Annotated in this window: 17 protein-coding genes; 7 read left to right on the top strand and 10 right to left on the bottom strand. The window is 33.3% G+C overall.

Annotated features, from left to right (window positions below; translation table 11 throughout):
* Positions 1 to 26: 26 nt before the first annotated feature.
* Positions 27 to 227 (top strand): hypothetical protein, encoded by a 201-nt coding sequence (locus TZ01_RS03505; protein ID WP_048101442.1) that lies wholly within the window; start codon positions 27 to 29, stop codon positions 225 to 227.
* 34 nt (positions 228 to 261) lie between these two features.
* Here TZ01_RS03505 and TZ01_RS03500 read toward each other — a convergent pair whose 3' ends face one another.
* The 7 genes from TZ01_RS03500 to TZ01_RS03475 form a co-directional block, all read right to left on the bottom strand.
* Complete coding sequence (locus TZ01_RS03500) at positions 262 to 474, bottom strand: ribbon-helix-helix protein, CopG family (RefSeq protein WP_048101441.1); 213 nt, start codon at positions 472 to 474, stop codon at positions 262 to 264.
* A gap of 23 nt (positions 475 to 497) precedes the next feature.
* Positions 498 to 959 (bottom strand): GNAT family N-acetyltransferase, encoded by a 462-nt coding sequence (locus TZ01_RS03495; protein ID WP_048101440.1) that lies wholly within the window; start codon positions 957 to 959, stop codon positions 498 to 500.
* A 27-nt stretch (positions 960 to 986) separates the two neighbouring features.
* Complete coding sequence (locus tag TZ01_RS03490) at positions 987 to 2207, bottom strand: site-specific integrase (protein ID WP_048101439.1); 1221 nt, start codon at positions 2205 to 2207, stop codon at positions 987 to 989.
* Between the two features lie 199 nt (positions 2208 to 2406).
* Positions 2407 to 3132, bottom strand: a complete 726-nt coding sequence (locus tag TZ01_RS09170) for a thiamine pyrophosphate-dependent enzyme (RefSeq protein ID WP_052656734.1) — start codon at positions 3130 to 3132, stop codon at positions 2407 to 2409.
* A gap of 134 nt (positions 3133 to 3266) precedes the next feature.
* The gene (locus TZ01_RS09985) at positions 3267 to 3350 is read right to left on the bottom strand and encodes an FAD-binding oxidoreductase (RefSeq protein WP_156150322.1); all 84 of its coding nucleotides are present in this window, start codon (positions 3348 to 3350) and stop codon (positions 3267 to 3269) included.
* 103 nt (positions 3351 to 3453) lie between these two features.
* Positions 3454 to 4212, bottom strand: a complete 759-nt coding sequence (locus TZ01_RS03480) for a GNAT family N-acetyltransferase (protein WP_048101438.1) — start codon at positions 4210 to 4212, stop codon at positions 3454 to 3456.
* A 40-nt stretch (positions 4213 to 4252) separates the two neighbouring features.
* Positions 4253 to 5902: a thiamine pyrophosphate-dependent enzyme gene (locus tag TZ01_RS03475; RefSeq protein ID WP_048101437.1), complete on the bottom strand. Its 1650-nt coding sequence runs from the start codon at positions 5900 to 5902 to the stop codon at positions 4253 to 4255.
* Positions 5903 to 6144: 242 nt separating this feature from the next.
* Here TZ01_RS03475 and TZ01_RS03470 point away from each other — a divergent pair, with 242 nt between their 5' ends.
* The 3 genes from TZ01_RS03470 (at position 6145) to TZ01_RS03460 (ending at position 9487) form a co-directional block, all read left to right on the top strand.
* The gene (locus tag TZ01_RS03470) at positions 6145 to 7407 is read left to right on the top strand and encodes an MFS transporter (RefSeq protein WP_048101436.1); all 1263 of its coding nucleotides are present in this window, start codon (positions 6145 to 6147) and stop codon (positions 7405 to 7407) included.
* Between the two features lie 204 nt (positions 7408 to 7611).
* A complete protein-coding gene (locus TZ01_RS03465; protein ID WP_048101435.1) occupies positions 7612 to 8250 on the top strand; it encodes a metal-dependent transcriptional regulator in 639 nt (212 codons plus the stop codon).
* Positions 8243 to 9487 (top strand): NRAMP family divalent metal transporter, encoded by a 1245-nt coding sequence (locus TZ01_RS03460; protein WP_048101434.1) that lies wholly within the window; start codon positions 8243 to 8245, stop codon positions 9485 to 9487. The genes TZ01_RS03465 and TZ01_RS03460 overlap by 8 nt, the downstream gene beginning before the upstream one ends.
* A 49-nt stretch (positions 9488 to 9536) precedes the next feature.
* On the opposite strand, the gene TZ01_RS03455 is transcribed toward TZ01_RS03460, so the two are convergent.
* The 3 genes from TZ01_RS03455 to TZ01_RS03445 form a co-directional block, all read right to left on the bottom strand.
* Positions 9537 to 10640: a M20 family metallopeptidase gene (locus tag TZ01_RS03455; RefSeq protein ID WP_052656733.1), complete on the bottom strand. Its 1104-nt coding sequence runs from the start codon at positions 10638 to 10640 to the stop codon at positions 9537 to 9539.
* Complete coding sequence (gene menC, locus TZ01_RS03450) at positions 10637 to 11722, bottom strand: o-succinylbenzoate synthase (RefSeq protein WP_048101433.1); 1086 nt, start codon at positions 11720 to 11722, stop codon at positions 10637 to 10639. Before menC ends, TZ01_RS03455 begins: the two co-directional genes overlap by 4 nt.
* A gap of 81 nt (positions 11723 to 11803) precedes the next feature.
* Positions 11804 to 12406 carry a hypothetical protein gene (locus tag TZ01_RS03445; RefSeq protein ID WP_048101432.1) on the bottom strand — a complete coding sequence of 201 codons (603 nt, stop codon included), beginning with the start codon at positions 12404 to 12406 and terminating at the stop codon, positions 11804 to 11806.
* 138 nt (positions 12407 to 12544) lie between these two features.
* Here TZ01_RS03445 and TZ01_RS03440 point away from each other — a divergent pair, with 138 nt between their 5' ends.
* The 3 genes from TZ01_RS03440 to TZ01_RS03430 are packed head-to-tail and all read left to right on the top strand — an operon-like array spanning position 12545 to position 15241.
* Positions 12545 to 13711 (top strand): acetyl-CoA C-acetyltransferase, encoded by a 1167-nt coding sequence (locus TZ01_RS03440; protein ID WP_048101431.1) that lies wholly within the window; start codon positions 12545 to 12547, stop codon positions 13709 to 13711.
* On the top strand, positions 13708 to 14535 hold the full coding sequence (locus tag TZ01_RS03435) for a 3-hydroxyacyl-CoA dehydrogenase family protein (RefSeq protein ID WP_048101430.1): 828 nt from the start codon (positions 13708 to 13710) through the stop codon (positions 14533 to 14535). The genes TZ01_RS03440 and TZ01_RS03435 overlap by 4 nt, the downstream gene beginning before the upstream one ends.
* A complete protein-coding gene (locus TZ01_RS03430) occupies positions 14525 to 15241 on the top strand; it encodes an enoyl-CoA hydratase/isomerase family protein (protein ID WP_052656731.1) in 717 nt (238 codons plus the stop codon). Before TZ01_RS03435 ends, TZ01_RS03430 begins: the two co-directional genes overlap by 11 nt.
* Positions 15242 to 15299 lie beyond the last annotated feature (58 nt).

The raw sequence follows: 15299 nt of genomic DNA, 5'->3' as shown, positions 1-15299 counted from the left end.
TATATATAGACATAAGATAATTTATTATGATTTCATCAGAAACAAAAGAGCCATTATCTGTAATTATAAAAGAGTCCTTATTTCGCAACTATTCAGCTGCAGAGTATCTTATTAAAAAATACAATTTAACAAAAGCGGATAAAGAAAAAATAGATAAAAACATTACAGATGAAAAACTTAAAAAAGCTATATATGAAATCTTGGGCATTAATTCTGGTAAGTATTGATTTCTATAAATTATCTGTTAAATTTTTTATAAAATTATTCTTTCACAGTCTTTTTGGATGGAACTGCATAAACTCCGGAAGCAGTATCTGCCCTCATTGAATTTATTGTCATTTTAATATTCTTATCATTGTTTAAAATAGATTCTATAAGCCTGGACCTGCTTATACCCTCACCATCGGCTAAAACATCTATTGCGTTTTTAAGCTCTTCATTTATTGATATGGATATTTTTTTTATTCCTACCACAGTATTACATCCAATGATATTATTTAAATATTATCATCTATCTTCTTTTTCATTGGAAACAACAAACCCCAGTCCTCATCGTAACAAGGATCAGCATAAATCTCAAAACCACGGCTTTTATAAAATTCTACCTTATTCTCCACAGCCTCAAGATAGATTTCCTTAAAATTCAGCTGTTTTGCTATGCTTTCTGCTTTTATCATCATGCTTGTGCCGGTGCCTGTCCCCTGCCTTGTTACATCTACTTCAATCATCTCTATAGTAAACTTTTCATCCATAATAATTTCAATTACACCTACAGGAATATTCTTTTCTGTTTTAACAACAACAAGATAATTGTCATATAAAGAATCATTATAAAAATCATTTAATGTATAATCATCCATAGTTGCATTCCCAGATTTGATTGTGTACCTGCAATCATTTTTATTAATTATATGGTAAGTTTTTCCAAGATGCAAATTATGATATTTTGTATTTGCCATACGATTAAAGCAATTTCGGATATATATTTATTTCAATTCATTCCTGAATCTATTTAACATCTCTGGATCCTTTAATATTTCCTCAAGAACATTTTCAATTAATTTATATTTAAATGATTCCGGTGCATTCTCTATCATCTTCTTTGCAATTCCTGGTATTATATTAGATTTTTCTATTTTATCCTCTATTTCCCTTTCCCTATTTTCATATTCTAAAGCTAATTTCTCATCGAATGGAAGCCAGCAGTTATGGCAGTACTTTGCATTTAAAGGATTTAAATAATCACATCTCGGGCATTTCTTAGGTTTTTCCTCTATTTCATTTTTCTCATTGATGTTTATTCCATAGGCCTTTAAAATTGCATTGTCCTGATCCCTCATTGATAAATGCACATATATGGATGTCATTTTTGAACCATGGATCCACCCCATTTGAGATTCCAAAGGAGATTCCGGAACCTTGGATGCCAATATGGAAGCCCTGGTATGCCTGAACAAATGTGGATATATCCTTTTGTCTATTCCGGTCCTGGCCTTTAAATTCAATAATAATTTCCTGGCATCATAGTATTTCATTTGTTTATGCATATTCTGCTTCTGCAATCCAGTAAACAGGTATTCATCGTTATCATCCTTTGACTTTAAATAATCCTTTAAATATGCTATGGAATCGCCTATTATCCTCACGTTTCTATTTCCTGTCTTTCCATGCACATTTAATATTAATCCGTATTCGTCAAAGATTACATCCCTCATTCTTAAGGTTAATATTTCACCGATCCTGCATCCAGAATCGTATAATAATGATACCAATGCCTTATCCCTGGTGTTATTGCATGCGCCTATTAATCTCTCAATGTCATATCTTGTTATTAAATCCATTTTTTTATCATGGCTTGATTTATGGTTGAATTTAATATCCATAAAATCAGGCAATGACTTGTAGTACCATTTATAAAATCTTTTCATGACATTTTCATAATCCATTATTGTTTTATCAGTGTATATTTCCTTGAACCTTAAAATCATGTCGATAATATCCTCCTTGCCAGGATTTAGGAATTTATCCTGCAAATTATTGTAGATGACCCTCAGCCTTGTTAAATAGAAATATTCCCTGTGCTGGGTTATGCCTGTTATCTTTATTTCCTTGACAAATGAGATAATTGTTTTCCTTTCTTTTTCAGGTATTTTATTTATTCTTTTATATTCTGCATTAAGATCCCTGTCAATAGAGTATATATCCATAATGTTTTATTGTCTGGAACGGTATTAAACCTTTAGGCTAAGTTTCGGCACTCGCATTATTAGAATTTTTATTTATCCATTATCCAGATTTTATTAATATAAAAATGGTTTAAATTGTCTTTAAATTAAAATAAACGCACCGATTCCATTAGGAAAATAATAAAATTATATTCCCATCATAATATCAAATTAATTACACTTAATCTTTTGGTTCAAGTTTTTCCCTCAATATAGATGTCACATATTTTGCTGCAACCTTAAATTCAAGTTTTGGTGGCATTGGTGTTTCATTTGTTTCTGTTACAACGTCAAGAACCACAGGACCATTATATGAAAAGAACTCATCCAGTTTGGAATCCAGTTCAGACACACTGTTAACCCTTATACCTTTTATTCCCACAGATTCAGCAAGCTTTGAAAAATCTGGATTGTATAAATCGACGCCATATTCTGGATATCCCATAACCTCCTCCTCAAGCTTTATCATTCCGAGTATATGATTATCGTACACTATTAATTTAACAGGCAGGTTGTATTTTTTCATCGTTATTAACTCCATTGATGTCATTGCAAAGCTGCCATCTCCTATTATTCCGTAGACCTTTTTGCCTGATGCAAAGGCCAGCCATATGCTTCCCGGTATTCCCGCACTCATTTCAATTAATTCATTATAATAAAATTTTGATAGTAAATCCGGCTCTATTATGCCTGCATTTTCATCCAGTATTGCTGTTTTTATTGAATCTATATCCATTATATTCTTTGTCTCATTATCTATATTTATATTAAAAAATTCTGATAAATCATCGTATATTATCCTTGAATTTGGATATTTTGAAACAAAATCATTTCCGTATTCTTTATCAAATAAAAATAAATAACCGCAAAACTTCATTCCAATATCAATGTTTAAATCATTCTGCAAATGCCTATAAAAATTTATCGATGCCTATGCCATTACCTGGTTTTCTCTTAATGAGAAAAAATCCCTGAATGCAGCAGCACTTTTTGCTGTATTACCCTGTGAGAATGTTTTAAATTTATCCACAATAAGTATTTTTAATGATGGATTATCCTTTTTAAATGGTATGCAGAGCTTAATCCTGTAATTCCGGCACCTATAACAATAATATCATATTTCATAGTAAAGAAAAATCAAAACTTTATATAAATATATCCTTAAAGAATTTAATAAAAAAATATAATTTTAAAATAAAAAATAAATTTATTATATTAATTTAAATAATTATGGAATTACATTTGTGTTATAATCTATAAAAATTCTGTTTCCTGTTATTTTAAATCCAAGGTTTTTATATAAATTAACAGCATTATTATCTGATCTTACATATATTATTATATTTTCAGTTTTATTTGAGCAGTATTTTACCATTGATGAAATTAAAGATTTTGCATAACCCCTATTCCTGTAATTAATTAACGTGTATATATTTCCAAAAACATACGCCTTAAATGATTTTGCAGCTATTATTCCTGATGAGACAATTTTATTTTCGTAGAAATAGCCAAAAACATCAAAGTTTTTTATATAGAATTCCTGATCTATTTTAATATTTGCAGTGTTTATAAATTCCTTATATTTAATAATATCATCATTATTTAATTTTCTTGAATTATTATCATTATTAAAAATAAAATCCTTTATTTTTAATCTCATTATATATTCATTATAATATTTTATTTTATATTTTGATTTTATAATATCAAGATTCTTTTCATCTATTATCATTATAAATTTGTCATAGTTTATATTATTAATAACGGCCTTGAATGAATCCCTGTTTCCATAAAACCATATTATTTTATTATTTCCATTGTATATAACCAATATGCCCTTTATTATATCATTTTCATAAACTATTTTTATTTCAGAATTATCATTATTTAAATCGTATATAATATATGCATTTTTGTATGGCTCCTTCATCAAAAACTCTTCGGCCTTATATTTATTTTCATTACTTAAATTAACTATTTCAATCATTAAAAGAATATATAATTATTATATTTAATTATTAAAAAAATTAATCCTTTGGCTCCAGTTTTTCCCTTAATATTGATGTTACATATTTTTCTGCAACCTTAAACTCAAGCTTTGGCGGCATTGGCGTTTCATTTGTTTCAGTTATAACATCAAGAACAACAGGGCCATCATGGGAAAAGAACTCATCCAATTTAGAATCAAGCTCTTCTATACTATTAACCCTTATGCCCTCTATTCCTACTGATTCCGCAAGCTTTGAAAAATCTGGATTATATAAATCAACGCCGTATTCGGGATATCCCATGACCTCCTCCTCAAGCTTTATCATTCCAAGTATATGGTTATCATATACTATTAATTTAACAGGCAAATTATATTTTTTTGCTGTTATTAACTCCATTGATGTCATTGCAAAGCTGCCATCCCCTATTATTCCGTAAACCTTTTTTCCGGATGCAAAAGCAAGTCCTATTGCTCCTGGAATGCCTGACCCCATTGTTCCAAGCCATGAAGAAAAATAAAATTTATTTTTATTTTTTGCCCTAATAAATCTGTTTGTCCATAATGTCACATCGCCGGTATCTGTTATTATTATTGCGTCGTCCTCAATTCTTTTTGATATCTCATTTGTTAATACCTCTGCCCTTATAGGATTTCTTTTGTCATTTATCATTTTATTAAGGCTAGCAAACCATTTTTCCCTTTCATCCTGAAGTTCATTGTAATATTTTTCATCCTTTTCATTAACATTTATGTTATCAATAAAATATTTTATATCACATAAATATGAATAATTTGCCTTCATAATTTTATTTAAATCATCTATATTATTATTTACCTGTATATTATTGACCTTTTTTAAAAATGATGTGTACGGAAATATTGTTCCAAGGAATATCATTAAATCACAGTTTTCTATGGCCTTTACTGATGGCCTTGTTCCAAGCAGGCCTATGCCGCCCATTACCTTTTTATCATCATCATTAAATGTTCCCTTTCCATCAAGTGAATAAACTATAGGAGCACCTATTTTTTCCGCAAAATTATTTATTTCATCATGATAATTTCTAGAACCACCACCTATGAATATTAATGGCCTTTTGCTTTCATTTATTAATTTTGCTGCCTCTTCCATGCCATCTTGTTTATAGCTTACAGGATTAATATAATATGACAGGTCCTCCTCAGCTGCATTTTCCCTTAATATATCCACAGGCATGTCTATGTGTCCCACGCCTTTTTTCAATATTGCCTCCCTGCATGCCCTCCATATTAAATAATGGGCATTTTTCGGATTAACTATTCTTGCATTAAATACAGAAACATCATCGAATAATTTTATTAAATCAACCTCCTGAAAATAATCATGGTGCAATAAATCTGTTTCAATCTGACCTGTCAATGCTATTACTGGAACATGCTGCATTTTTGCATCATATAAACCATTTAATAAATGAATAGACCCTGGTCCTGAAGTGCCCATGCAGGCAGATAATTTACTGGAGTATTTTGATTCAAATGATGCACTTAATGCGCCGCCCTCCTCGTGCCTAACCTGCACATACTCAATATCCTTATTTCTCCTTATTGCATCGATGATTGGATTTAATGAATCTCCTGGTATTGCATATATTCTCTTAACTCCAAAATTAACTAATGTTTTTATAATGATATCTGCCACCGTTGCCATAAATTAATATTATGATATCATTTATATAATTAATGTAGTTATTAATAATTATAATGAACAAAAATTACGGTTAATGCAGAAAAAATTACACTGACTGAAGCCTAAATATTAAAGAAAATAATTTTAATTAGTTTGAATAACTGGTTTTTATTTGATACACTAATTATTTAACAAATAATAAAATGCATTTAAATCAAAATTTATTTTATAATAAAATATATACATAATTGCAATATCAGAATATGGAAAAATATTGGAGATATATATTATCTGCATTTTTTGGTGTTTTATTATTTGCATTCGATTTTGAAATGTTCCTTGCAAGCATACCGGGATTGATAGCGTTATTTAATTTTAATTTAAATGATATAAATATAATAAACGATACCGCATTTATTGTTTCCGCCATAGCTGCATTCTCCTTTGGTTACCTTGCAGATAAGTATGGGCGAAGATTATTATTTATGATTACTGTTTTATTATATTCATTTGGGTCTTTAATAACCGGTTTTTCCTTTTCTGTTCCAACCTTTATGTTTTCACGCGGTTTAACATCTGTAGGTGCAGGAACAGATGAACCGCTGGGTTTCACCTTAACGGCAGAGACCGCACCGCACAAACTTCGTGGAAGACAGATGCTAATAACATCACTGGGTTTTCCTGTGGGCCAGACATTTGGTGCTGCAGTGGTTTATCTATTTGAATTATATAATATACATTTAACATATGTATTTTTTATAGGCGTTCTGCCCGCCCTGTTCATATTATATTTCAGAAAATCACTGCCTGAAACAGACAGATTCATGGATTTAAGGAAGGCAAAAAATGATTATATTCAAAATAAAAAGGAGGAAACAACAAGATACAGCGCCAATTTGAGGGAGGCAATAAAAAATCCCTTTGTACAAATGTTCCACAGGGATTTAAGGAGAAAATCCATACTCATTGCAATTTATGCCGCAATACTATCGGGAAGTGCAACAATATCTCTTGTGGCATTGCCAATATATTACGTTGAAATAAAACACATAGCATTCCTTGACACATTATCCTTTGAATTTATATCCTTTGGCATAGGTATTATTGGATACATATTTGCAGCATATCTTGGCAATAAAATAGGCAGAAGAAACGTCATGGCAGTATTCATGTTTATAACATCAATTTCCGTTGCCGGAATAATATTATCAACATCATATTATTATGTACTGCTATTTAATATTGTATTTATTTTCTTTTTATTATCACAGTGGGCTGCATGGCCATTTTACGTAAACGACATGTTCCCAACAAGAGTTAGGGCGACTGCAAGCACATACGGTTATGCCTTTATGTGGATTGGCAACATAATAATGCCAACATCTTTACTTTCACTCGTTTACATAATAGGCTGGAACCAGTCAATAATATACATCTTAATGATTCCTATAATATTTAGCATTATAATATCTTCACTGTTAAACCGTGATATACCAAACAGAATACTTGAAAAAAATGCTGTCTGACCAAATATATCTGGTAACATATATTGATAATATATGGCTTTAAGCCTTTAGAATAAACATAATTATCATCAATTTTTATAATTTTTGAAACACTAAAAATTCTTAATGCATGCAAAAGTTGAATTCATAAAATTACATCAGATGTTTATATTTTAGTTACTTCAACTTTAGATAAATTTATTTAGGTATACCTAATATTGTTGCATGGATTTTAGAAATAATGAGGAGGATTATATAAAAACAATTTACACCCTCATAGAGGCATTTGGTAGTGCCAACGAAATAGGAATAAGCTCCGATTTAAATGTCTCCATGCCAACAGTTTCTGAGTATTTAAACAAGCTTGAGGCTAAAAACATTATTAAAAAGTTTAACAGAAAGATATATTTAACAACATATGGACTTGACCTGGCCGCACCAATAATGAGCAGGCACAGAATATCCGAGGTATTTGCCGTAAAAATGCTCGATGTACCATGGGAGGAATCCCATGATGCTGTTATGGATATAGAGCATTCAATAGATGATTTACATTTTAATAAGCTCAGGAAGAACCTTGGAAATCCTGATAGATGCCCTCATGGAAATCCCATAAACATTAAAGAAAACCCAAATATCATGGAATTTAGCATTAATCAGGTTCCAGAGGGAAGATACAAACTTTCAAGAATTATATATGAGGAAAATAACCTTCTGAAGAAATTTGCAGATGCATCGATCCTTCCCGGTCAGAACTTAACCTTCTACAGGGATGGTAGGAGCATAGTTATATCAGGTAATAATGAATTTAAAATACCAGAAAAACTTGCAGGCTCCTTCAGGCTAGTGACATCATATGAATGAGGAATCAGATTTAAACCTAAGATCCAGAAAGAGCAGGTTAAGGTTCTACCTTCGCTTCTTTGGTCCCGCATGGCTTGTTATGATTGCTGATATGGACGCAAGCAGTACAATAGGGGCTGCAGAAACAGGTGCCATTTTTAAATACGGATTAATATGGTTCATGATTCTCATGATACTTCCATTATATTTTGTCCAGGAGATATCAGGGAGGATAGGCATAGCAACATCCAAGGGACTTGGTGATGTCATACGTGAGAATTATTCAAAAAAAGTATCTGTTATTATGTCATTTCCAATGGCACTTACAGATGTTGTAACATATGCAATAGAATATATGGGCATAGCCATAGGATTAAACCTGATGGGCATACCAATATTAATTTCACTTCCGGTTATATATGTGGTTCATTTATTCGTTGTTTCCAGACACGGATACAGAAAAACAGAAAAAATCTTAATACCAATAACACTGGTGCTTATAGTGGCCTTCATTGTTGACCTGTTCCTGCGTGGTTTTATTAATTCATCCCCGGTATACTTTTCACCAGGATACTCCTACATATTTATTCTGGCAGTAAATGTTGGTGCGGTCATAATGCCATTTATGCTGTTTTTTCAGGCATCAGCCACGGCAAATAAGGTCAGGTATGTTAAGAACTCATATATTGATATAAACAATACAAGGAGTGATGAAATAGACCGGGCGGCGTTAAAATCAATGAAACGTGAAACGTTATTTGGTGCAATAGTTTCAGAACTGCTCATGGTAATAGTGGAGATGGTATTTTCAGGGGTGCCAAAAACCACAGATTTTGCCTCAGCATCACAGCTTTCAGTTGCGCTTGACGCAGTTGCCGGGTCTTTCTCCCCATATCTATTTGGAATAGGTTTAATTGCAGCAGGATTTATTGCCCTAATAGTAATATCCATGGGCAGTGCATGGGGGGTTGTTGAGTCATTAAACATAAATAAAAAGCATGTTTTCACCGTTTATGTTCTGGAAAGCCTTCCTGCAGTTATAGCCGGAATGATACTGCCTGCAGATATGTTAATTAATTCAGTTCTTTACCTGCTCGTCATCTTTGTTTTTGTTCTGATAGGCCCTGGTGTGATAATGGGCATTATTGGTCAAAACAGGAAAATAATGGGAAAATTTTATATGAAAAAATTAACAAGAATATTTTACTGGTTAAGCCTTATATTTGTTGTATTCTTTGGGGTTCTTGCAATAATTTGAAATTTATTTTTTAAATTTATATTAAATTATAATTTGAATAAAATTTATTTCAAAGGTCATTAATTAAATAATATAAAAGGGCTGCACGCTCGGGCATTGAATTAATGTATATAAATTCATTTTCAGAGTGGGCACCGTCACCAACTGCACCAAGCCCATCCAGAACAGGGGCATAGTATGAACAAAAATTGCCATCGCTGCCACCGGCAACAGATGTTTCCTCAAGATTCATATTTAATTTTTCATGTGCAATTTTCCTTGCCCTCATGAACAGCTCCTGTGATTTGAGCGTTTTTATCATTGGTGGCCTTATATTGTATTCTGTTTCTATTTTTGCCAGTGGATTTACAGGTTTTATATTTTCAATCAGATTTTTAATATCAGACACCATGCGTTCTGATCTGAATCTCAGATCTGCCTCTGCAATGCAAAGATCTGGTATAACATTTGACCTCGTGCCCCCTCTTATGACATCAAAATTTATTCCAGCTATACCTGATTTTTTTACCTCCATTATTATATTGGCAGCCTCTATAATTGCATTTACTCCCTTTTCCGGATCAAGGCCGGCATGCGATGATTTTCCATGCACTGTTAGTTTTACTGTGCCAACACCCATTCTTTCCGTTTTAAGCTTTCCATTTAATGATGGTTCCATAACCAGAACATATTCTGCATTCCTGGCATTTTCTATAATTATATCCTTTGAAAAGCCACTTTCTATTTCCTCGTCAGATGTCATTAAAAGAACGATTTGCCTATTAAATTCAGAATGCTCAACAATGTATTTAAGTGCATATAATGTCTGTATTATTCCGGCCTTCATGTCAAATATGCCGGGACCGTATGCCTTTTCACCCTCAATTCTGAATGGCCTTTCCTTTAATGTTCCCTCTGAAAAAACAGTATCATAATGTGTTAATAAAAGTATTTTTTTTCCGCTGCCAAGTGTGCATTTAATATCATTCCCGGTGTTATCAGATTTTATAATTTCCGGTACACATTTGAGGTTTTCCTCCAAATATCCTGAAATAAAGTCCACAAATTTATCAAGAAGTTTTTTATTATATGATGGGGTTTCAAATTCAACAACAGTTCTAAGGTCATTTATCATATTTTTTTTATTTTTTTCCATATATTCAAGCGGATTCAAAATATAACACCCCTTTCAACAGCATACTTATTAATTAATTCCTCATCTATTTCTATCCCATTGCCTGCGCCATTATAATCCTTTATTATGCCGTCCTCCATATTATATGGATTTTTAACAATGTCCCTTATGTAATATTTGCTGTTTGGTGATGTATCACCGGGATAGTCTATGAGCTTATTTGACGCCATTGCGATGTTATATGATCTGCCAACCCCTGTTTCAAGCATTCCACCGATCCAGACATGGCCATTATTTTCCCTGGCAATTCTTGCAATTTTTAATGAATTGGTAAGTCCTGATACCCTTCCAGGTTTTATATTGATCACGCTGCATGCGCCAATGTCAAATGCTTTCTGTGCCTTTTCAGGGGATGTTATTGATTCATCAAGGCATATTGGGGTTGATATCTCCCTTGCAAGTCTTGCATGGTATATTAAATCATCATGATATAATGGCTGCTCTATATACACCAGATTGAATTTATCAAGTTTTTTAAGTAATTCAAAGTCCTTTTCAGTGTAATCAGAATTTGCATCAACGCTTAAATTTATATCAGGGTATACGTCCCTTATGGCAGAAACTATTTTTAACTCCTCACCCTTCATTATTTTTACCTTTATTCTCTTATATTTTAATTTTAATGCATCATCTATTCTTTTTATCATTTTATTTATATCGTCCATGCCTATTGAAATTCCAACGTTTGCATACCCACGGCTATCACCAAGGAATTCATGCAACGGTTTTCCCATCTCCCTTGCCCTGTAATCATATAAAAGCATTTCAAGTGCAGCCTTTGCCATATTATGGCCTTTTATGTTTGATGATCTTGTTAGAAATTCCTCAGGATCAGGAACATCCTTAATATTTTGTGCCAGATACCTTTTTATTACATGAAGTGCGGTGTCATTATCCTCATAGCTGTAAAATGGATCCTGATCAGTTACTGATTCAGAGTATGATACAATACCATTATGTTCAAGCCTAAAAATAAGGGGCTTTCTGTTCACATCCGTGCCAAAGCTAGTTTTGAATGGCACAATCAATGGCATATCCAGTAAATAATATTCAAGTTTCATTGGTTTATATATATTAACTGTTTATTAATTTTCCGAGTTAAACAATGTATAAATATTTAAAATTGTGATAATGTATTTATATTAAAGAATCACAAAAACAACGGTTACCAGAAGGATTAATGCAACAAGATAGTCTATTTTCTGTGGACTTAAACTGTTTATTTTATTAAAAAGAATTTTATGCAAAAATATGGTTATTGAAAAAAGTGTTAGACCGGAAATTATTATAAAAACGGAGATCGTATTAAATATAAATCCCATGCCATATGTAAGCCCCATGAGTATGACCGGCACTATTGCCGGATCTGGGATAATACTTGTTAAAAGTATGGTTTTTTTAATTGGCTCTGGCATGCGGTTCTCATGTGCCTCATGCCTTGCGTTTATTATTATATAAAATGAAACAAATAATAATATGGAGACCACAAATAGCCTTAAATATATATCAGGAATAAAATGAATACCAAAAATAACTATGGTAAATGATAGCACAGATGAGAATAAACCATGAAGAATTCCCAGTGAAAGTGAAACAGCGCCCGTCTTCTTTTTTGTATATCTATTCTTTATTGCATATGAAATTATTGGGGTCCAGTGGTCAGGTGCAATCATATGAAGTATGGCTATTATTATTGCCAGTGATACTATGGCTGCGGGTACCAGCAGGTATAAAACTACCATCATAAAAAGGTAATGATATAAATGTTAATAATCTTGCCTATAAATATCTGATAAAAAATTGGGTTTTAATTCGCTTAATGCCGTATTTATTAATCTTGTATTAATGAAAAAATAGATAAATGTATTTATTATACTTATTCGATGTTAGATACTTATATAGTTTCGGCAAAAAGAACGCCCATAGGGAAATTTGGAAAATCCCTGGCAAGGGTAAAGGCCACAGAACTTGGTGGTGTGGCAATTAAGGGCGTCATAGATGATTCAAGGATAGATAAGGACCTCGTGGAGGAGGTTATTATGGGTAATGTAATCCAGGCCGGTGTGGGCCAAAATCCTGCAGGCCAGGCAGCATTTTATGCAGGTCTGCGGGATGAGGTGACAAAAAATACAGTAAATGTTGTATGTGCCTCTGGAATGCTTGCAGTTGAAAATGCCGCAAGGGAGATAGCCCTGGGGGAGCACGACATAATAATCGCAGGCGGCATGGAAAATATGAGTGCATCACCACTGTTGCTTAATTCTGAGTTTAGATGGGGACCAAAACAGCTTTTATACAAAAATTTCAAGGTTGAGGATTCCATGCTTGTTGATGGTCTGATAGATGCAATGTACAATGAGCACATGGGCGTTTCCGCCGAGGGGTCTGCAAGGAAGTACGGCATAACAAGAAAGGATGCCGATGAGTTCTCTGTTGAAAGCCAGGAGCGTGCATTAAGGGCCACAGAATCCGGTGAATTTTCAAAGGAGATTGTGCCGTTAAAAAACCTTGAAAAGGATGAGGGAATAAGAAAGACCACCATGGAGGACCTTGAAAAGCTTGTCCCCGCATTTGATCGCAATGGGATTCTCACGGCAGGCAGCTCATCCCAGCTTTCAGATGGTGCCTCTGCCCTGCTTCTGGCATCAAAAAAGGCTGTTGATGAGTATGGATTAAAACCCATAGCAAAAATCACAGGATTTGCCTCCGCATCAATGAATCCAAGGGACTTTGTTGAGGCACCAATACCCGCAACAAGAAAATTGCTGGAAAAACAGGGGAAAAATATAGATTATTACGATCTTGTTGAGCACAACGAGGCATTTTCAGTTGCATCCATAATAGTACGTGATCAGCTGGGTATAGACCCTGAAAGGTTTAATGTAAATGGCGGGGCAATAGCAATAGGCCATCCACTGGGAAACAGCGGGTCAAGAATTATAGTAACACTTATAAACGCACTTAAATCAAGAAAGTTGAATACCGGCCTTGCAACGATATGCCATGGTGGTGGCGGTGGCCACTCATTATCACTGGAGATGATATATTGAGGGTAACTGTAATTGGTGGTGGAACCATGGGTTCCGGTATTGCGGAGGTATTTGCACAGTTTGGACATGATGTCATACTTTCAGATATTTCCGACTCAATACTTAGAAAATCAGAGCTGGCAATCAACGCATCACTTAAGAAATTATCAGAGAAGGGCATAATAAAGGAACCTGAAAGGGTATCAGAAAGAATATTATATGATACAAATTTCACTGCATATGACTCAGAATTTTATGTGGAGGCTGTAATAGAAAAACCTGAAATTAAAAGTGAGGTTTTGCATAAAATTAAAAATCAGAATGCCATTGTTGCAACAAACACATCATCAATATCAATTACAATGCTCTCAAAATATGCGCCGAATCCAAAAAAATTTATTGGCATGCACTTTTTTAATCCTCCAGTAATAATGAAGTTAATCGAGGTTGTTTCAGGATACGATACTGATGGTGATACAATAAAAAGGGTTATGGATATTTCAAAATCACTTGGAAAAACCCCGGTTATGGTTAAGGATTTTCCCGGTTTTATTTCAAACAGGGTTCTGATGGCATTAATCAGGGAGGCAATTATATCACTTGAGGAGGGCATATCAGATGCGGCCGGAATAGATACAATAATGAAGCTTGGAATGAACCATCCCATGGGCCCGCTTGAATTATCTGATTTTATAGGCAACGATGTTGTTTATGATATACTCAATGTATTATATAATGACCTTGGCTATGAAAGGTTTAAGCCACCAGTCACGTTGAGAAATATGGTTTATGCCGGAAAACTTGGTAGAAAAACAGGTGAGGGGTTTTATAAATATGATAAATAATGAAGAGTTTGATGAGTATAATGTAATAAAAATGGATGATGGCGGACTTAATCCACTTGATATTTCAAGGCTGGAATCTGTTAAAAACCTGCTTAAAAATAATAAGATAAACATTATAACAGGAAATAACCGTGCCTTCTCTGCGGGTGCAAATATAAACAATTTCGTTGGCATGAAGGATACAGAGGCATTTAATCTGAGCATGAAGGGGCATGAGATACTTGATGAAATTGAGTCTTTTCCCATGCCGGTCATTTCCGTACTTAATGGATACACACTTGGTGGCGGTCTTGAGCTTGCATTATCAACAGATTTTAGAATAGGAGGGCCGAAATTAAAATGGGGATTTCCGGAAGTTAATCTTGGAATACTTCCGGGCTGGGGGGGAACCCAGCGCCTAAAAAAAATTGCAGGAAGGGCAAATTCTGAATACATAATCATGACAGGTAAAACCTTTAATGCCGATGATGCAGTGAGGTACGGCATAATTGCAGAAATTTCAGATAATCCGATGGAGAGGGCCATTGAACTTGCAGTTGATCTTTATAAAAAATCCCGTGAGGCCATAATAAATATCAAAAAATTGATGATGGAATCCTCATTTTATGATGAATCAAAATATTTTGCTGAATTATTTAACACAAAAAATGCGAAAATGGGCATAGAGAGCTTTCTAAACAAAAAAACCCCAAAATTTAATGAGTAAATATATTTTTCTCCCTGTAAATTTCCATATATTTTTTACCGCTATCAGGAAACACTGT

Source organism: Acidiplasma sp. MBA-1, assembly GCF_000949015.1.
Lineage (GTDB): Archaea > Thermoplasmatota > Thermoplasmata > Thermoplasmatales > Thermoplasmataceae > Acidiplasma > Acidiplasma aeolicum.
The sequence above is the reverse complement of the archived record's forward strand: the minus strand, read 5'-3'. Positions and strand labels throughout refer to the sequence as shown.